An 18661-nucleotide genomic window follows, 5' to 3' on the forward strand; every position below is an offset into this window, starting at 1 on the left:
CATGAACATGGACGTTATTATTCAAAAAATTCACCAGCTTACCCCGACCATTCGTGCGTTTGAGTTGGTTGCAGCAAATGGTACGGAGCTGCCGAGTTTTGAAGCAGGTGCGCATATTGATGTGCATCTGAAAAACGGCCTAACCCGCCAATATTCACTTTCAAACTGCTGCACTGAAAAGCACCGTTATGTGATTGGTGTTTTACATGATGCCAATTCACGCGGTGGTTCACGTTGCATTCACACTGAATATCGTGAAGGCGACCATTTAAAGATTGGTGAGCCGCGTAATTTATTTGAAATTCACCCTCACACAAAGCAGGCGGTTTTATTTGCGGGTGGTATTGGTATTACCCCTATTTTGTCGATGGCATATCGACTTAAAGCCGCCAATATTCCTTTTGAATTACATTACTTTGTTCGTAGTCATGAAATGATTGCTTTCTATGGCAACTTAACCGAACATTTTGGTGAACAAGTCCATTTTCACATTCAAGACCAACCAGACACCGAATGTAATATGGCAGAGGTTTTGGGCCAAGCTTCACCTGATAAACACTTATATGTGTGTGGCCCTACAGGGTTTATGCAGTTTGTCATGAGCGCGGCTGAACAAGCGGGTTGGCATAGCGAACAGTTACATCAAGAGCACTTCGTCGCTCAAAAAGTAAATACGTGCAACGATGAAGCTTTTACCATTGAAGTTAAAGGTACAGGCCGTCGAATTGAAGTATTACCAGAGCAGACTGCTACTGAAGCATTAATTGCAAATGGTTTTGATATTCCTGTTTCGTGTGAACAAGGCATTTGCGGTACCTGTATTACCCGTGTGGTAGAAGGCACGCCAGATCATCGAGATCTATTTATGACCGATGAAGAACATGCACTAAATAACCAGTTTACGCCCTGCTGTTCTCGTGCAAAAACTAAAAATCTTGTGATTGAGATTTAACTCGAAAGTTCCTTTATTCAAATATAAAGGAACTTGTTTCACTTTAAACATTGAGAACATTCTTTAGCGTTTCACCCAAAATCACTACACTGCTATGTTCACGCATTAAAGTTTCAGCACGCCCTGCCTGACGATGTACCAATGCATCGAAAATCGAACAATGCTGTAAATGTGCATAGTGCAAACGGCGATATTCCGACAAAGCTTGATTCTGGTCATAGGTAATGGCTTGGGCAGAAGCCATAGGCAATTGGTTGTTTTTCGCTAAGGCTTGTATAAGTGCGACGTTTTGCGCGCCTTCAATAATGGTGTCATGAAAAATGACGTTAAAATGGTGATAACGTTCTAGTTCAGCATCGCCAAACTCGTCTTTTTCATTAAAAAGTTTTTCAGTTTCCTGAATGCAATGTTGTAGCGTCTTTTTCTGCTCTTCGCTTAAGCCTTGCTCTGCCAAAGTTTTTGCAGCCAACCCTTCCAGCACCCCGCGCACTTCGAGCGCATCATGAACAAGTTGTTCTGAAATTTCACGAACCGTGTAACCACGAGTTGGTTTTTTGATGAGGAGCCCTTCTTGCTCGAGCAAGCGAAAGGCTATCCGAACAGGCTGCCTTGAAACCCCAAGTAACTCAGCAGTCGGAATTTCGGCAATTCTGGCACCGCCTTCAAGTTCCCCTGAAATAATCATTTTTCTTAGTTTAAGTAAAACTTGTTGTCCTGAAGACATTCGCTGCCACACATCACCAAAAACGTCACTTCGATGCTAGCAAGTTCATTTGCAAAATGAAATAAATTTTCTGTGTGAATCAGTGCTTAAGCATTTCTATTGAGTTTAAGAAGTTAAACTGCGCACTACACTCGATTAAAGGTTTTTAAGATTATTCACCATAATATCAAGGTTGTTACGAATTAAATAAGCCAAGTTAATATCAATGCCTTCCAGCATTTTTTCTTCGACTTTTAAAACCACTTCGTTGCATTTATTGAGCTTATCAATACCGCTTTCGGTCAGTGTAATTAAAATACGGCGGCCATGGGTTGGGTCTGGTTTTTTCTCAATCCAACCATTCATCAGTAAATCTTGCAGAATTTTATTAGCAGATTGCGGCTTTATAAAAGAACGCTCAGCAAGTTTGGCATTAGATAAATTACTTTTTGAAGCTAAAACAGAAAGTGCAGTAAATTGCGGTAAGGTAATTTCAAGCTCTTTTAAATGTTCTGATAAATGTTTACTAATAATTCGATCAACACGAGCAATCATATAACTTAACTTAGGCTCATCTTCTACTTTTTTTGGAACTAAATTCGAACGTACCATAACCTTTCATTCATCATAAGAAAATCTGTAGTGAAAGTATGAGGATCTACCCCATACTTTCGTTAAAACTTAGCGAGCACCTGAGCTTTGTACTAAATGTACAGGCTGTTTAGGTTTTTTGACAAGAAGTAATGCAGAGATCGCTGCAATTAAAATCACTGGAATACTTGAACCAATCACAATGGTCGAGCTTTGTCCAAGCGAGAGTAAAAAACCAGCCATTAAAGGCCCTGCAAAGGAACCAATACGTCCAATTGCAACCGCTGAACCTACTCCTGTTCCACGCATTTCGGTCGGATAATACATGGCAGCCAGACCATATAACGCAGATTGTCCACCCACAATAAACAGACCACAACCTACTGCTGAAAGTGCAAGTAAAGCTACTGTCGGAGAAACTGCCAAACAGCACAGCGAAAATAAAATACCAAGATAAATCAGCTTAATCACAAAACTCATGCGTAATTTATCAAGCAATACACCCATGAGAATCGAACCTAAAATTCCGCCAACGTTGTAGCCCATCTGTACATAGTTTGCCTGTAGTTTCGATAGACCTTGCGCACCCATCAGTAACGGCAACCAGTTCAATAAAAAATACAGTACCACCAACGTACAGAAAAAACTTATCCAAAGCTGAATGGTCGACATACGACGTTCTTTAGCAAACAAAACTTCCAAAAATGGTGTCGTTTTCTGTGCTTGAACTTTACGTTGCAGATAATCATTTGACTCGGGTAAAAAGCGCATAATCAGGGGAATGAGTAAAATAGGTGCAATCCCACCAATATAGAAAATATGGCGCCACTCTGCATCACCTGCCAATGACATAGCAACCACAGAAGTGAGTAATCCACCAAAAGGAATCCCGCTATACATAATACTTACTGCTGTCCCTTTGTGCTGGTCAGGCACAGCTTCAGAGGCAAGTGTAATCATCATTGGAAGTGCCCCGCCCATTCCTAAACCGGTACAAAAACGGATGAGCAGTAACAGGCTGAAATTGGCCGCATAGGCGGTCAGTAAAGACATAATTCCAAAAAGTAAGATACTAAAAATCAGAATTTTCTTACGCCCGACAATATCAGCAAACCGACCGCCCAATATTGCACCTGGCAGTGTTCCTAAAATAGCAGCACTAAATGCCCACGCCATTTGAGCATTGTCTAACATAAACTCAGCCCGCATTCGTGGAGCGGCTACCCCCATTGATTGAAGATCAAACCCTTCAAAAATTGCTATGGCAAAGCACAGTAGCAATGTGATTTTTGCCCTTGAAGGCTGTCCTGATATTTTTTCCATTGTGTTGTCCTTTATTGACTAGTCGTTCCATTTAGCCCTTTGTGTATTGTTGTTTAAACACATCAAAAATATCAGTTAAACTTACTAAAAAATCAACATATTTTTATATTAAATAATCAATAAAATTAATTAATATTTAAAATACAATGAATTATAAAATATTTAAGAAATTTTATAAAAAAGACTTGAATGTAAGTTTAACTGATATTAGATTAAATCCCAGAACATCAAAAAATCATTCAAGGAGTATGAAGATGAGTTATGAAAACCGCTGGGAAACAGTAGATGTTAAAGTTGAAGAAGGAATTGCATGGGTTACCCTAAACCGCCCAGAAAAGAAAAATGCCATGAGCCCGACACTCAATCGTGAAATGATTGATGTGCTCGAGACGCTTGAGCTTGATCAAGAGGCGCGTGTTTTAGTGTTGACGGGTGCTGGCGATTCTTGGACAGCGGGTATGGATTTGAAGGAATATTTCCGTGAAGTCGACACTCAACCAGAGATTTTCCAAGAACGTATTCGCCGTGACTCATGTCGCTGGCAGTGGCAACTTCTTCGCATGTATTCAAAACCAACCATTGCCATGGTCAATGGCTGGTGCTTTGGAGGTGGTTTCTCACCTTTAGTGGCGTGTGACCTAGCAATTGCAGCAGATGAAGCAACTTTTGGTTTATCTGAAATTAACTGGGGCATCCCACCGGGCAACCTCGTAAGCAAAGCAATGGCAGACACTGTAGGTCATCGTGCATCTTTGTATTACATCATGACGGGTAAAACCTTTGGTGGTAAAGAAGCCGAAACCATGGGTCTTGTGAATAAAAGCGTACCACTTGAACAGTTAAAAGCAGAAGTGACTGAGCTTGCAAATTGCCTACTTGAGAAAAACCCTGTAGTGCTTCGTACGGCTAAAAATGGCTTTAAGCGTTGCCGTGAACTGACTTGGGACCAAAACGAAGACTATTTATATGCCAAGCTTGACCAATGTATCCACCGCGATACTGAAAATGGTCGCCAAGAAGGTTTGAAACAATTCTTAGATGAAAAATCAATTAAGCCAGGTTTACAGAGCTATAAACGTACTGGTTAACTTTTGATTCTTTAATGGCAATGTAAGGACACAACCCATGCAAAATGTACAGTTACTTATTCACGGTCAATCTGTTGATGCATCAAATCAGGCAACTTTTGAGCGTATTAGCCCAATTGATGGATCAGTGGCCACTAAAGCCGCTGCTGCAACATTGGAAGATGTTGATCGTGCAATCGATTCGGCACAACAGGCTTTTAAGATTTGGTCGAAGCTCTCGCCTACCGAACGTCGCTTACGTTTGTTAAAAGCAGCCGATTTAATGGACCAAAAGACCGAGCAATTCATTCAAATTGGAATGCAAGAAACAGGTTCAACTGCAACATGGTATGGGTTTAATGTTCATCTTGCTGCCAACATGTTACGTGAAGCCGCAGCCATGACTACACAAATTGACGGAAGCCTCATTCCGTCAGATGTGCCGGGCAATCTCGCAATGGGTGTGCGAGTTCCTTGCGGTGTCATTGTTGGCATTGCACCTTGGAATGCCCCTGTCATTTTGGCAACACGTGCACTTGCTATGCCTTTGGCTTGTGGTAATACGGTAGTGTTAAAAGCATCGGAAGCCTGCCCAGCAACACAGCGTCTAATTGGTGAAGTGTTACATGAAGCAGGTCTTGGCGAAGGCGTGGTCAATGTGATTACCCATGCCGCCGAAGATGCACCACAAATCGTGGAACGTTTAGTGTCTCATCCAGCCGTGAAACGTATTAATTTTACCGGTTCAACCAAAGTCGGAAAAATTATTGCAGAGACTGCTGCAAAATATTTAAAACCAGTTTTACTCGAATTGGGTGGTAAAGCGCCAGTTGTGGTTTTAAATGAAGCTGATATTAATGAAGCCGTAAATGCAGTCGCTTTTGGAGCATTTTTTAATCAGGGGCAAATTTGTATGTCGACCGAACGTGTTTTGGTTCAAGACAATATTGCCGACCAATTTATTGAAAAGCTGATTGAGAAAACCCGCTCTATTCAAGCAGGTAATCCGACGTCAAAAGACAATGTACTGGGTGTTTTAGAAAGTCGCCGCGCTGCGAACCGTATTCAGCATTTGCTGGAAGATGCTCAAAATAAAGGTGCAGACTTACCTTTAGGTATTCATATTGAAGACACCACCATGCAACCGACGCTGGTGCTGAATATTAAACCTGACATGCTGCTTTACCGTGAAGAATCATTTGGCCCTGTATGCACAGTTCAACGTTTTTCAAGTATTGAAGAAGGTGTAGCACTGGCAAATGACAGTGAGTTCGGCCTTTCTGCGGCAGTGTTTAGCCAAAATATTTCGCAGGCATTAGAAGTCGCTAAACAGATTGATTCGGGTATTTGCCATATTAACGGCGCGACCGTACATGACGAAGCTCAAATGCCATTTGGTGGAACAAAATCGAGTGGATACGGACGATTTGGTAGTAAAGTCTCTGTTGCCGAATTTACTGAACTACGCTGGATCACTATTCAGACCCAATCGCGTCATTACCCGATTTAGTCAGGCTAATGCGAATAACGACATATTAAATAAAAATTGCATGATGCAAAAAAATAAAGTGCAGTGATGCGCTTCCCATGGAGTGAAAGAAATGCAAATGAATGCCACTCAATCACAAGACCGCGAACGGTTCGTAAAATTAGGGCAACATGATATTCATTATCACTATAAAGATGACACGCTCTATATCAGCCCAAAAGAGCAATTAAAACCGTATCCACAAAAACTGACAGATCGGTTAATTCATTTTGCGCAAACCAAACCAGACCATATTTTTGCAGCAAAACGCAATGCTCAAGGTGAATGGGTCAAACTAAGTTATGCAGAAGTTTTACAACGTGCATGGCACATTGCTCAGGCTTTACATGAACGTAATTTAAACCAAGAAAGACCTCTGGTCATTTTAAGTGGTAATGATCTCGAACATTTAACACTCTCTATGGGTGCGATGCTGGCGGGTGTGCCATTCTCCGCTATTTCCCCCGCCTACTCTCTGATTTCTCAAGATTTTGGCAAACTCAAACATGTGTTTGAAGTGCTTACACCGGGTATGGTCTATGCCAGCGATGGGCAAGCTTTTGCCAAAGCCATTCAAGCATGTATTACGCCTGATATTGAAGTGGTGACCAACAAGAGTCTTGTGGGCAATCAGATCTGCACGTCTTTTCAATCACTGTTGGATACGCCTGTTTCAAATGTTCAAGAGTTTTATCAAACCCTTGATGAAAACCAGATTGCCAAATTCTTATTTACCTCGGGTTCAACCAAACTTCCTAAAGCTGTGCCGACCACGCATTTAATGTTGTGTGTTAATCAGCAAATGCTGTTGCAGACTTTCCCTGAGTTTGAAGAAACGCCGCCTGTCCTACTCGACTGGCTGTCTTGGCACCACACGTTTGGAGGCAGTCACAATGTCGGTATCGCGCTTTATAACGGCGGTACCATTTACATTGACGATGGCAAACCCATTGCAGGAAAATTTGACGAGACCATTCGTAATCTCAAAGAAATTTCTCCAACTGTTTATTTAAATGTGCCCAAAGGTTGGGAAGAACTCACCGAGGCTTTAGAAAAAGATGAGGAATTAAGAGACCGCTTTTTTGCCAAAGTTAAAATTTTATTCTTTGCTGGCGCAGCGCTTTCAGAAGCAGGATGGAACCGACTCGATAAAATTGCTCAGCAACATTGTGGAGAAAAAATCCGCATTATGAGCGGCTTAGGCATGACTGAAACTGCACCATCTTGCGCTTTTACCACTGGTCCACGCGTAATGGCTGGCTTTATTGGTTACCCTGCTCCGGGATGTGAAATTAAGCTAGTGCCATGTGGTGACAAACTTGAGTTCTGTGTTCGCGGCAAACATGTCATGAAAGGCTATTGGCGCTTAAAGGCAGACCAACAAAGTACTGTGTTTGATGATGAAGGCTTTTTCCACACAGGTGATGCTGTTCGTTTAGTCGATATCAATGATCCGACCAAAGGTCTGATGTATGACGGACGAATTGCCGAAGACTTTAAACTTAACACGGGTACTTTTGTTAATGTCGGCACACTACGCAACAAAGTACTGATTCAAGGTAATTTACTTATCCAAGATGTTTGTATTACCGGTTCAAACCTGAATGCTGTCGGTTTTCTGATTTTTCCAAAACTAGACGCTTGTGCTCAATATGCAGGCCTTAAACTTGGTGAAAACCCTCCAACAGAGATATTACAACACCCTAAAGTTCAGCAGTGGTTCCGCCAATTTTTAATGACCTTTAATAAAGATGCGACTGGTAGTTCAAATACGGTCTCAATGCTTTATTTAATGACTGAACCACCTCAACTCGACGCAGGCGAAGTGACCGATAAAGGCAACCTCAATCAAAGCAATATTACCAAGCGTCGTGCTGCTTTAATTGATGAGCTTTATCAAAAGCAGACTGATAATCCACTCATTATCCGAGTGCCCACTTTAAAGCAATAAGCAATTGAAATAAAAAAAGAAGCTCAAACTTCGGTTTGAGCCTTAGCCTCACTTTTGCCTAAAAAAGGTTCAACATGCCACACGATACAGAATTTGAACTATTTCGGGACAGCTATCGCAGGTTCTTAAAAGAACAGGTTGCTCCATATTATGAACAATGGGAACACAATGGCCTTATCCCACGTGATCTATGGCTTCGTCTTGGGGAAAATGGCTTTTTGTGTGTTGATGTGCCCGAGGAATATGGCGGCTATGGCGCTCCTGTTCATTACTCGCTCATGCTGGTTCAAGAAACTGCTCAAGCGGGCTTTGCGTCTTTAGCTGTTGCCATTGGTGGGCAAAACGAATTGGTCTCTCCTTACCTGCAAAATATTGGTTCTGAAGAGCAAAAACGTTATTGGTTACCGAAAATGGTCACTGGTGAAGTTGTCACTGCAATTGCCATGACAGAGGCCAATGCAGGCTCAGACTTACAAGCCATACGCACTCAAGCCATTTTAGAAAACGACCACTATCGTGTGAATGGTTCAAAAACGTTTATCTCAAATGGTTTGCACGCCGACCTGATCGTTCTGGTAGCAAAAACCGATCCGCAAGCCAAAGCAAAAGGCATTTCGATTTTGTTAGTTGATGCTGCATTAGACGGCGTTAAAAAAGGTCGCTCTTTACAAAAAATCGGGTTACATGCCCAAGATACAGCCGAACTATTTTTTGATGATGTCTGTGTGCCTGCAACTCAGCGTTTGGGTGAAGAAGGACAAGGCTTTGCCTATCTAATGCAAGAGTTACCTCGCGAACGTTTAAGTATTTCCATGATGGCTTTGGGGTCCATTTTGGGGGCTATTGAAATCACTAAAGACTATGTACTAGAGCGCAAAGCTTTTGGGCAACCCTTAAGTCAAATGCAAAACACTCGTTTTGTGCTCGCAAACGCACACATCAAGGCTAAAGCTGCCCAAGCTTTTGTAGACCAATGTGCAACGCTATATCAACAATACCAGTTAAGCGTCACTCAAGTTGCAGCATTGAAATGCTTTATTACCGATGCTCAATGTGAAGTGATTGACCAATTACTTCAGCTTTTTGGGGGATACGGTTACATGCAGGAATACCCGATTTCACGCTTTTTTGTGGATGCACGAGTACAAAAAATTTATGGGGGAACCAATGAAATTATGAAAGAAATCGTCGCCCGAGAACTGCTCGGAAAATAATTCGATTTAAAACCAAATAAGGCAGACATAACAACCATGCCTTATTTAAAACAAAAAAATGTTATTTCAGGAAGAAATGCTATGTCGAAATTATGGATGTACTCTACCCTCATGCTCTCTGGTTCAGTGTGGGCTGGCAATTTTATTGACAACAGTTCAGTAGAACTCACCACGCGAAATTTCTATTTTGACCGCGACTACCAAGAGCAATCCGCTTACCCTGCTGCCAAGGACTGGACACAAGGGTTTATTCTTAAAGCCAATTCAGGTTATACCGAAGGGACTGTCGGTTTTGGGCTGGATGTGCTTGCTACGGCAGGTTTTAAACTCGATGCCGATGCAGAGCATGGAGGTACAGGAAACCTACCCAGAGACACTCGTACTAATGAACCTGCTGACTCTTACGGAGAAATTGGCGTTACAGCAAAAGCCAAAATGAGCCAGACTGAGCTACGCATTGGTACGCTCATGCCAATGAACCCTGTTTTAGTGGCGTCACCTGCTCGTTTGCTTCCTCAAACCTATCGAGGAATTTCACTGACCAGTAAAGATATTAAAGATTTTGATTTACAGGCAGCCTATCTCGATAAAGTGAATCATCGTGATTCGACCAACTATGAAAAAATTAAAATTTCAGGGGTAAATGGACGATTTAAAGGTGCCGAAACTGATGGACTCTATTATTTAGGTGGAAACTATCAGTTTAATCCCGCGCTCAAACTCACCGCTTTTTACATGGATGTTGATGATCTTTATAACCAAACCATGGTCGGTGCATTACACCAACACAAAATTAATGACACCACTAACTTTAGCTCACAATTACGTTACTACCGCAGCCGAGATGACGGACAAGCAAAAGCAGGCTTAGTCGATAATGATCTGTATCATGCGCATTTCGAACTTAAACATCAAAACCATAAATTTATTTTCGGAACTTTTCAGCATCACGGCGACACCGCTTTTCCGTATTTAACCGGAGGTGAAACTGGGCTTCTCATTGACACGTGGCCAGGTGAGTTTTTAAACCCAAAAGAAAAAGCCTATAGCTTCCGCTATGAATATGACTTTAAAGATTATGTACCTGGTTTACGTTTCATGACTCGTTACACCACAGGTCACAATATTTATGCACCCAACTTAGGTGGCACCAATTTAAAAGAGCGAGAAACAGACTTTGATTTAGGCTATACCGTTCAAAGTGGGTGGTTAAAAAATCTAGGGTTACGCGCGCGCTATGCAATCTATGACAACAACATGCTCTCTACAGCAAATATCAAACCTGTAAACGAAACCCGTATCAACATTGACTACACATGGAAATTTAAATAATTCAAAACAAGAGGTTCTGTCGCACATAGAACCTCTTTTTATTTCGGGAAATTCATCATGAAGAAAGTTGTAACACTACTCTGCGGAATGAGTCTGGTTGCCCTGACTCATGCCGAAACTCAATATAGCCCACCACCCATTCAGCTTGAGCCTTTAGCAAAATTTAGTGTTGATTTAAATGCGCCTGTTTGGGAATTAGGTACCACTAGTGACGCAGGTAAACGCCGAATTATTCCCATTACAGGTGGGATATTCGAGGGCAAATCACTTAAGGGCCGCATTTTAAATAATGGCGCAGATTGGCAAATTGTCGACAGTAAAGGATTGGCAATTATTGATACGCGATATTTGTTAGAAACCGATGATGGTGCACTCATTTATCTCCAAACAAAAGGTTACCGACATGGCTCGGCCGAAACGCTAAAACAGCTTGCCCAAGGCAAAGATGTCGACCCGAAAAATTACTATTTCAAAATCACCATGCAGTTTGAAACCAGCTCACCTAAATATGCATGGCTTAACCAAACTGTTGCAGTAGGTAGTGCAATGCGTTTGGGCAAAGCGGTTATTTATGATGCCTATACCCTGAAATAATAATTTTTATAACACTTACAAAAAGGATGGACCCTTCACTATGGACCCAAAAATTTTAGAACATTTACCGCCAATTCATCACCATTTGGGTGGACACAATATTCATTGGAATGAAAAAAATACTGAACTCACCATCCACTACACAGCGCTAGAAAGCTTTACCAATCCGCGCGGCACCGTTGAAGGCGGCATGATCTGCGCCATGCTTGACGACGTAATGGGACTTTTTGCATATCTCGCCAATGACCGTAAACCAGCCACCACCATCAACTTAACGATGGATTTTTTAAGACCCTGTGCTGTGGGTGAAGTCATTACAAAATGCCGATTCATTAAACAAGGCAAAACGGTACTGAATCTCGAAAGTGAAGCTTGGCAAAACAACAAAATGATTGCACGAAGTACAGCTAATTTTTTGGTTTTAGATTAATTGCAAACATTCATTCAATAAGGATATGAATAAATGAATTACACCAACAGAAAACGTTTTTGGACCCAACCAACCTTATTACTTGCTATTGCAGCAGTACTGGTGGGCTGTGGTAATGACAATGACAGTACAACATCATCACCATCCCTCCCCAAGCTTACTCCTGCTGTTAGCGTAAAAATGACAGGAAGCTGTTCAGACTTACTCGGCTTTCAATACAACAATACCGTCATTAGCTCAGCTACTCTTCAAGAAGCAGGCACTCTGACTGTCGCCAACAAACCGATTGGCGCTCATTGTTTGGTCAGAGGTTATATGGACCAACGTGTAAGCCCAGTCGATGGACAAACCTACCAAATTGGTTTTGAAATGCGCTTACCTGTTGATTGGAACGGCCGTTTTCTCTATCAAGGCAATGGTGGAACCGATGGTAATTTAGTCCCTGCAACGGGTCAGGTCGGCAGCGGTGGTCCACTCACCAATGCGCTGCATGATGGTTTTGCTATCATTTCTTCCGATGCCGGACATAATGCTTCACAAAATCCAATGTTCGGTTTAGACCCTCAAGCCAGAATTAACTACGGCTACGGAGCAATTACCAAACTCACGCCTATGGCAAAAAACCTAATTAAAGCCGCATATGGTAAATTGCCAGACCGCTCCTATGCAGGCGGTACATCGAACGGCGGCCGTCATGCCATGATTGCAGCAACTCGTTTGGGCGACCAATATGATGGAATTTTAGCAAGTACACCGGGTTTTCATTTACCTCGTGCAGCCGCGGCTCAACTCTACACAGCGCAGCAGCTTCGTCGTGTCGCAACAGATGAAAATGACTTAAGTACTGCTCTTACCCTCTCGGAACGTAAAGTTTTAGCAAAAGCGATTTTAGATCGATGCGATGCTTTAGACGGTGTTGCAGATGGCTTGGTTCAAGATGTCGAGGCTTGCCGTACAGCTTTTGATATTCACAAAGATGTACCCGTTTGCTCAAGCACAAGAGATGGCACTTGTTTAAGTACCGAACAAATTGATGTATTAGCCAACATTTACCGCGGCCCTGTAAATTCGGCTGGACAAGCGCTCTATGCAACCCAGCCTTTCGACCCAGGTTTAGTCGGCAGTAACTGGGCAAGCTGGAAATTTGAATCTTCGGTAGGCACAGCGCGTGACCCCGTTGCTGTTGGTATTCTTTTTCAGGTTCCGCCCGACCCAACTGTGGCTCAAAACGCTAGACAATTTGCCTTTAATTTTAACTTTGATACTGACTATCCAAAACTCTCGGCAACCAATGATGTGTACACCGAAAGTTCGATGTCTTTCATGATGCCACCCGATGAACTTAATCTAGATAAACTCCGCAATCACGGTGGAAAAATGATTGTGGTACAAGGCACAGCAGACGGTGTTTTCTCTGTAGATGACACCCAAAATTGGTACGATCAGCTGCTACAACACTATAAAAATGATGCAAAAGGTACAGCGCCTGAATTTGCACGTTTCTTTAGAGTTCCGGGCATGAACCATACCCGTGATGGCATTGCGACCGACCAATTTGACGCATTGACTGCTTTAGTCAACTGGGTGGAATATGGCCAAGCACCTGACAAAATCATTGCAACCGCACGCGGCGCAGGTAATCCAAGTGGTCAAGTGAATACTGAGCTTCCACAAGACTGGGCACCAGACCGCACCCGCCCACTTTGCCCTTACCCGTTGATTGCCCGTTACAATGGTCAAGGTGATAGCGAAAAAGCTGAAAACTTTAGCTGTAAATAACACCCTATAAAATTAAAAGAGAGCTTAAATAAGCTCTCTTTTTTATCTTAGCTCAAGTTTTACTGCTTAAACTTTTTAATACTTTTAGATAGATGAGCTCGCATCATTTGTCGAGCCAACAAACCATCCTGATCGACAATTGCGTTATAAATATTGACATGATCATGGTGAACCGCTTTTAAATATTCTTCACGGTTTTCGGGACTTTGCTCAATCGATTTTAAGCGTGCACGCGGAATAATTTTTTCACCCAGATACTTTAAAAAATCAACGAAATATTGATTTTCAGAAGCTTCAGCAATCGCAATATGGAAATCATAATCAGCTTTTACTGTGCCATCATTTGCATCTGATGAAATATGACGTTCAAAATCTTCAAGTGCAGCTTTCATTTTATCGATGTGGATTTGCTTACGGCGCTCAGATGCTAAAAAAACAGCTTCAGACTCAAGACTAATCCGAAGCTCAAGTAAAGAAACAATATCGTTAATGGTTTCTAAACTGGCATTAGACAGCAAAAAATTCTGTTCAATCGTCTGCTCTTTTACAAAAGTACCAATCCCGTGACGAGTTTCGACAAACCCTAAAGAACGCAATTCAGTGATAGCTTCACGAATAACAGAACGGCTTACTTCAAAAGTTTCAATTAATTCAAGTTCAGTCGGAATTTTCTCTCCGACTTGGAAGTCTCCAGACTGAATTTTTTCGATCAGTTGTTCTACAATAATCTGGCTTAGTTTTTTTGTTGATCTAGGTTTAATTGCGCTAGACATAATCTGAAGAACTCATGAAATGTTGAAAAAATTAGAAAATTCATTTTACTATAAACTTAGACGATAGTCATATTCGGTTTTTATACCTCTAAGTTATTAAAATCAAAATATTTTATCCCCCTTATCAAACCCTCACACATATTTAAAAAGTAAGCAACTTATGCTTCTGTTGATATTTAATAATGCGTTGAATAAGTTAAAAAATATGCAGCCCAATAGCGTTGATTGAACTGCACAACTTTTAAATTTGAGCCTGACTTAACTGTCCATTAACCAGACGAGTAATCTGTAGTGGATTACTATCTTTTAATGCATCGGGTAATAAAACTTGTGGTGTATTTTGGAAACATACCGGACGCAAGAAACGCTCAATTGCTCCCGTACCTACCGAAGTTCCGCGTGCATCACTTGTTGCAGGGAAAGGACCACCATGTACCATGGCATCAGACACTTCAACTCCTGTCGGGAAACCGTTAAACAATACACGGCCAGCTTTGCCGGTTAGCAAATGAAGAAGCTCGCCTGCTTCGGACAGCTCATTTTCATCACCAATAATGGTTGCCGTAAGCTGTCCACCTAAAGCCTCAATCCCTTTTAATAAAGTCGCTTCATCCTCTACGCCAATCACAATCGACATTGGTCCGAAAACTTCATGTTGTAGTTTTGGGTTGCCTGACAGTAAAACAGATTGGTCCGCTTTAAATAGATGTGCTTTTGCTTGAGAAACTAGCTCGGTCTCTTGACCTGTCGCAATAACTTCAAAACCAGCTTCACTGTTTAGAGCATCAATACCTTGACGGTAGCTTTTTAAAGTTCCTTCATTCAGCATGACCTGAGGCACAGCTTTTTGCGTGCTTTCAGCTAAAGCTGCTACGAAACTGTCAAATTCAGGTCCTTGTACGCCTAAAATTAACCCGGGTTTTGTACAGAACTGACCACATCCCATATTAAATGAGGCAACGGTATCCTGAGCGATTTGTTCACCACGAGAACTCAACGCTTGAGATAAAACCACTACAGGGTTTACACTCGACATTTCAGCAAAGAATGGAATTGGCTGAGGACGACTCTGCGCAAGGTTATAAAGCGCCATTCCACCCTCAAGAGAACCTGTAAATCCAGCTGCTTGAATCAGTGGATGTTCTACCAAGTTTGCGCCAATACGGCCGCCAAAAATCATATTGAATGTGCCTTTAGGCATGCCACAAACTTCAATTGCTTTTTCAATGGCTTCTGCAACAAGTTCGGCAGTTGCCATATGGCCAGAGTGTGCTTTAAAAACAACCGGACACCCTGCTGCTAAAGCAGCTACGGTATCACCGCCCGCAGTTGAAAATGCAAGTGGGAAATTACTCGCGCCAAATACTGCAACCGGTCCTACTCCAACTTTATATTGACGCAAATCAACACGTGGCAAAGGCTTACGTTCTGGCAATGCCACATCAATACGAGCACCGTAAAAATCGCCACGACGTAAAAGTTCAGCAAACAATCGAAGCTGACCAGTAACACGGCCTGTCTCTCCTTGAAGACGAGCAAGTGGCAAGCCTGTTTCAAGTGAAGCGACTTCTTGCAAGTTCGCACCTAATGCTTCAATTTGGCGAGCAATTTCTTCAAGAAAAGAGGCACGTTGCTCTTGAGAAGTTTGGCTATAAACTAAAAAAGCCTTATGAGCAGCTTGAGCAGCTTGATCTACTTCTTCAAGAGTCGCCTGACTAAATACATAACCTGTTGGCTGATAGTCTTTTGCAGCTACACTTTTTAGGGCTGGCGCATTTGCAGCAACGCGTTGACCATTAATAAACTGCCGACCGTTATTTTTACTCATTTTAAAGCTCCAATACCTAAACAGTTAAAATTATTGCGGACCAAGTGTCGCAATGAGGGCAGCCAAATCTTCATAGTCTGCTTGGGTTAAATCACTTAATGGTGGACGTACTGGACCTGCGTCGTGCCCAACAATTTTGGCACCTGCTTTAATCATGCTTACCGCATAACCAGATTTACGGTCGCGAATTTTAATTAGTGGCAAGAAGAAATCTTTAATCAAACGATTGGTTGTTTCAAAGTCATCACTGCGAAGCGCGTTATAAAACTCCATTGCAGTCTTTGGAATAAAGTTAAATACAGCTGATGAGTAAACTGGGCAACCTAAGGCTTTATATGGCGCTGCAAAAACTTCTGCTGTTGGTAAACCACCTAAATACGACAAACGATCACCCATAGTCTGAGTCACTGCCGTCATCATATCGATTTGACCAGAGCTGTCTTTAAAGCCGATTAAGTTCGGGCACATCTCGGCTAACTTTTGGATTGAATCGAGATTTAATCTTGAAACGCTACGGTTATAAAAAATTACGCCAAAATCTACTGAGTTACAGACTTGCTTAACGTGTTCGATCAAACCTTCTTGGCTTGCTTCAGTTAAGTAATGCGGCATTAACAAAATACCGTGTGCACCTAAACGCTCTGCTTCTTTTGCCTGTTCAATCGCCTGACGTGTCGGACCACCTGCCCCAGCAATAATCGGTACACTACCTTTACAAGTATCGACCGCAGTTTTAATCACATCAGAGTATTCATTTCCAGTTAACGAGAAAAACTCGCCTGTACCACCCGCAGCAAATAATGCGCTTGCACCATAAGGCGCTAGCCATTCAAGACGTTTTGCATAAGAAGATTTATTAAAGTCCCCATTTTGGTCAAAATCAGTAACCGGAAAAGAAAGAAGGCCATCAGAAACAATGTTTTTTAACTCAAGAGCATCCATTAGAAAATATCCATACATGTTTATGTTGTCAGACATCTTACATCATAAATTTTATTTTAATCAATATATTTTTCCTCTGAAAAATTAAATTTTTTAAAAAGATAAAAGTTCATTACCTAAAATGATTTAAACTATTGTTTTATAAAGTATAGTTAAAAATTCTTAATATTAGGGCTAATCGTTAAACATAAAAAAAGCTGCCCATATGGACAGCAAAGCATTAAGAAAACTCAAAAAGCGAATTTTTCAAAAATATCGGTAAAATATTAACGAACCAAACACGGCTTTTTATTATTAAACGACCAATTTGGTATTAAAAATTGCATCGCATCGGCATCATTACGAGCCCCTAAACCTTTTAATTTATACAGTTCATGGGCTTGATTAATTCGATCCCAGTCCAGCTCAACCCCAAGTCCCGGTGCTGTTGGCACCTGAATTTTACCGTCTTTAATTTCAAGCGGCGCTTTAGTCAGTTGATCTGTCCCTTCTTGCCAAATCCAGTGCGTATCAATTGCCGTAACCTTACCTACCGCGGCGGCGGCAACATGGGTAAACATCGCAAGTGAAATATCAAAGTGATTATTAGAATGCGAACCCCACGTTAAGTTATACATATTGCAGAGTTGTGAAACTCGAACCGAGCCTTCCAATGTCCAAAAATGTGGATCAGCCAAAGGAATATCAACAGCTTGCAATTGAATACTATGCGACATTTCTCGCCAGTCCGTAGCAATCATATTGGTCGCAGTGGGTAAGCCTGTTGCACGTTTAAACTCGGCCATAATTTCACGGCTTGAATAACCTTGTTCTGCACCGCATGGGTCTTCTGCATAGGCCAACACCCCTTTAAGATGTTTACCTAAAGCAATGGCTTCATCTAAAAACCATGCACCGTTTGGATCAAGCGTCACACGCGCTTCTGGAAAACGGCGCGCGATTGCTGTAACAGCTTCAGCTTCTTGTTCACCCTGTAACACGCCACCTTTTAGCTTAAAGTCTTTAAAACCATAACGGTCATAAGATGCTTCTGCTAAACGCTGCACTGCCTCAGGTGTTAACGCTTTTTCATGACGAACTTTATACCAATCATGGTGATGCTGAGGTGTTGTTACATAGTCTAATGAAGTCTGTTTTCGGTCACCGATAAAGAACAAATATCCTAAAACTTCAACTTCACTACGTTGCTGACCTTCACCAAGCAAACTTGCGACATTCACATTCAAATGCTTACCAAGCAAATCAAGTAATGCTGACTCATAAGCTGTTACAACATGAATTGTGGTACGTAAATCAAAGGTTTGATTGCCTCGGCCACCACTGTCACGATCAGCAAAAGTTTGCTGAATTTTTTTAAGTAGATTTTTATATTCACCAATCGGCTGCCCTTCTACCAAGGCTTTAGCATCATTTAATGTCGCTAAAATTTTTTCTCCACCCGGAATTTCACCTACACCAATATTTCCAGAATTATCTTCGATAATGAGTATGTTACGAGTGAAATAAGGTCCATGGGCACCACTTAAATTGAGCAGCATACTGTCATGTCCAGCAACAGGAATTGCTCGAATTGATTTAACGATAGGTGTAGAGGTCGCCATTAAAATACTCCTTGGCATTCTGATACTATTTTTTCATTACCAAAACTTATAAG

The 18661-nt window shown here is 41.7% G+C and carries 16 protein-coding genes; 9 read left to right on the top strand and 7 right to left on the bottom strand.

Annotated features, from left to right (window positions below):
* Positions 1-7 precede the first annotated feature (7 nt).
* On the top strand, positions 8-952 hold the full coding sequence (locus F931_RS12965; protein ID WP_016141796.1) for a PDR/VanB family oxidoreductase: 945 nt from the start codon (positions 8-10) through the stop codon (positions 950-952).
* Between the two features lie 43 nt (positions 953-995).
* Here the strand turns inward: F931_RS12965 and vanR are convergent, their stop codons facing one another.
* From vanR to mhpT, 3 genes are all read right to left on the bottom strand, one after another.
* The gene (vanR, locus tag F931_RS12970; RefSeq protein WP_080649494.1) at positions 996-1688 is read right to left on the bottom strand and encodes a GntR family transcriptional regulator; all 693 of its coding nucleotides are present in this window, start codon (positions 1686-1688) and stop codon (positions 996-998) included.
* 123 nt (positions 1689-1811) lie between these two features.
* Positions 1812-2267, bottom strand: a complete 456-nt coding sequence (locus tag F931_RS12975) for a MarR family winged helix-turn-helix transcriptional regulator (RefSeq protein WP_016141798.1) — start codon at positions 2265-2267, stop codon at positions 1812-1814.
* 69 nt (positions 2268-2336) lie between these two features.
* Positions 2337-3569, bottom strand: a complete 1233-nt coding sequence (gene mhpT / locus F931_RS12980; protein WP_016141799.1) for a 3-(3-hydroxy-phenyl)propionate transporter MhpT — start codon at positions 3567-3569, stop codon at positions 2337-2339.
* Between the two features lie 248 nt (positions 3570-3817).
* Between mhpT and hcaA the strand changes: the two genes are divergently transcribed.
* The 8 genes from hcaA (at position 3818) to F931_RS13020 (ending at position 13464) form a co-directional block, all read left to right on the top strand.
* The gene (hcaA, locus tag F931_RS12985; protein ID WP_171067916.1) at positions 3818-4657 is read left to right on the top strand and encodes a p-hydroxycinnamoyl CoA hydratase/lyase; all 840 of its coding nucleotides are present in this window, start codon (positions 3818-3820) and stop codon (positions 4655-4657) included.
* Between the two features lie 37 nt (positions 4658-4694).
* Positions 4695-6146, top strand: coding sequence for an aldehyde dehydrogenase (gene hcaB / locus F931_RS12990; protein ID WP_016141801.1), 1452 nt, complete (start codon positions 4695-4697; stop codon positions 6144-6146).
* A gap of 82 nt (positions 6147-6228) precedes the next feature.
* The gene (gene hcaC / locus F931_RS12995) at positions 6229-8115 is read left to right on the top strand and encodes a feruloyl-CoA synthase (RefSeq protein ID WP_171067917.1); all 1887 of its coding nucleotides are present in this window, start codon (positions 6229-6231) and stop codon (positions 8113-8115) included.
* Between the two features lie 74 nt (positions 8116-8189).
* Positions 8190-9329 carry an acyl-CoA dehydrogenase family protein gene (hcaD, locus tag F931_RS13000; protein WP_016141803.1) on the top strand — a complete coding sequence of 380 codons (1140 nt, stop codon included), beginning with the start codon at positions 8190-8192 and terminating at the stop codon, positions 9327-9329.
* Between the two features lie 81 nt (positions 9330-9410).
* Entirely contained in the window at positions 9411-10661 is a 1251-nt protein-coding gene (locus F931_RS13005; RefSeq protein WP_016141804.1) for an OprD family porin, read from the top strand.
* A gap of 57 nt (positions 10662-10718) precedes the next feature.
* Positions 10719-11255 (top strand): DUF3237 domain-containing protein, encoded by a 537-nt coding sequence (locus F931_RS13010; protein WP_016141805.1) that lies wholly within the window; start codon positions 10719-10721, stop codon positions 11253-11255.
* Positions 11256-11295: 40 nt separating this feature from the next.
* Complete coding sequence (locus tag F931_RS13015) at positions 11296-11685, top strand: PaaI family thioesterase (RefSeq protein WP_016141806.1); 390 nt, start codon at positions 11296-11298, stop codon at positions 11683-11685.
* Between the two features lie 33 nt (positions 11686-11718).
* Positions 11719-13464 (top strand): tannase/feruloyl esterase family alpha/beta hydrolase, encoded by a 1746-nt coding sequence (locus F931_RS13020; protein WP_016141807.1) that lies wholly within the window; start codon positions 11719-11721, stop codon positions 13462-13464.
* Between the two features lie 59 nt (positions 13465-13523).
* Here the strand turns inward: F931_RS13020 and uxuR are convergent, their stop codons facing one another.
* The 4 genes from uxuR to gudD form a co-directional block, all read right to left on the bottom strand.
* Positions 13524-14237 (bottom strand): FadR/GntR family transcriptional regulator, encoded by a 714-nt coding sequence (uxuR, locus tag F931_RS13025; RefSeq protein WP_009387748.1) that lies wholly within the window; start codon positions 14235-14237, stop codon positions 13524-13526.
* A 241-nt stretch (positions 14238-14478) separates the two neighbouring features.
* Complete coding sequence (aldH, locus tag F931_RS13030) at positions 14479-16065, bottom strand: aldehyde dehydrogenase (NADP(+)) (RefSeq protein WP_016141808.1); 1587 nt, start codon at positions 16063-16065, stop codon at positions 14479-14481.
* Positions 16066-16095: 30 nt separating this feature from the next.
* The gene (gene kdgD, locus F931_RS13035; protein ID WP_016141809.1) at positions 16096-17007 is read right to left on the bottom strand and encodes a 5-dehydro-4-deoxyglucarate dehydratase; all 912 of its coding nucleotides are present in this window, start codon (positions 17005-17007) and stop codon (positions 16096-16098) included.
* 266 nt (positions 17008-17273) lie between these two features.
* A complete protein-coding gene (gene gudD / locus F931_RS13040) occupies positions 17274-18608 on the bottom strand; it encodes a glucarate dehydratase (protein ID WP_016141810.1) in 1335 nt (444 codons plus the stop codon).
* Positions 18609-18661: the final 53 nt, after the last annotated feature.

This window comes from Acinetobacter pittii ANC 4050, assembly GCF_000399685.1.
GTDB lineage: Bacteria > Pseudomonadota > Gammaproteobacteria > Pseudomonadales > Moraxellaceae > Acinetobacter > Acinetobacter pittii_E.

Coding starts and splice junctions, on each gene's coding strand:
- aldH (WP_016141808.1), bottom strand. CDS start 16,065: ATGAGTAAAAATAACGGTCGGCAGTTTATTAATGGTCAACGCGTTGCT.
- kdgD (WP_016141809.1), bottom strand. CDS start 17,007: ATGGATGCTCTTGAGTTAAAAAACATTGTTTCTGATGGCCTTCTTTCT.
- F931_RS13005 (WP_016141804.1), top strand. CDS start 9,411: ATGTCGAAATTATGGATGTACTCTACCCTCATGCTCTCTGGTTCAGTG.
- F931_RS13015 (WP_016141806.1), top strand. CDS start 11,296: ATGGACCCAAAAATTTTAGAACATTTACCGCCAATTCATCACCATTTG.
- hcaA (WP_171067916.1), top strand. CDS start 3,818: ATGAAGATGAGTTATGAAAACCGCTGGGAAACAGTAGATGTTAAAGTT.
- F931_RS12965 (WP_016141796.1), top strand. CDS start 8: ATGGACGTTATTATTCAAAAAATTCACCAGCTTACCCCGACCATTCGT.
- mhpT (WP_016141799.1), bottom strand. CDS start 3,569: ATGGAAAAAATATCAGGACAGCCTTCAAGGGCAAAAATCACATTGCTA.
- F931_RS13010 (WP_016141805.1), top strand. CDS start 10,719: ATGAAGAAAGTTGTAACACTACTCTGCGGAATGAGTCTGGTTGCCCTG.
- F931_RS13020 (WP_016141807.1), top strand. CDS start 11,719: ATGAATTACACCAACAGAAAACGTTTTTGGACCCAACCAACCTTATTA.
- gudD (WP_016141810.1), bottom strand. CDS start 18,608: ATGGCGACCTCTACACCTATCGTTAAATCAATTCGAGCAATTCCTGTT.
- hcaB (WP_016141801.1), top strand. CDS start 4,695: ATGCAAAATGTACAGTTACTTATTCACGGTCAATCTGTTGATGCATCA.
- uxuR (WP_009387748.1), bottom strand. CDS start 14,237: ATGTCTAGCGCAATTAAACCTAGATCAACAAAAAAACTAAGCCAGATT.
- hcaD (WP_016141803.1), top strand. CDS start 8,190: ATGCCACACGATACAGAATTTGAACTATTTCGGGACAGCTATCGCAGG.
- F931_RS12975 (WP_016141798.1), bottom strand. CDS start 2,267: ATGGTACGTTCGAATTTAGTTCCAAAAAAAGTAGAAGATGAGCCTAAG.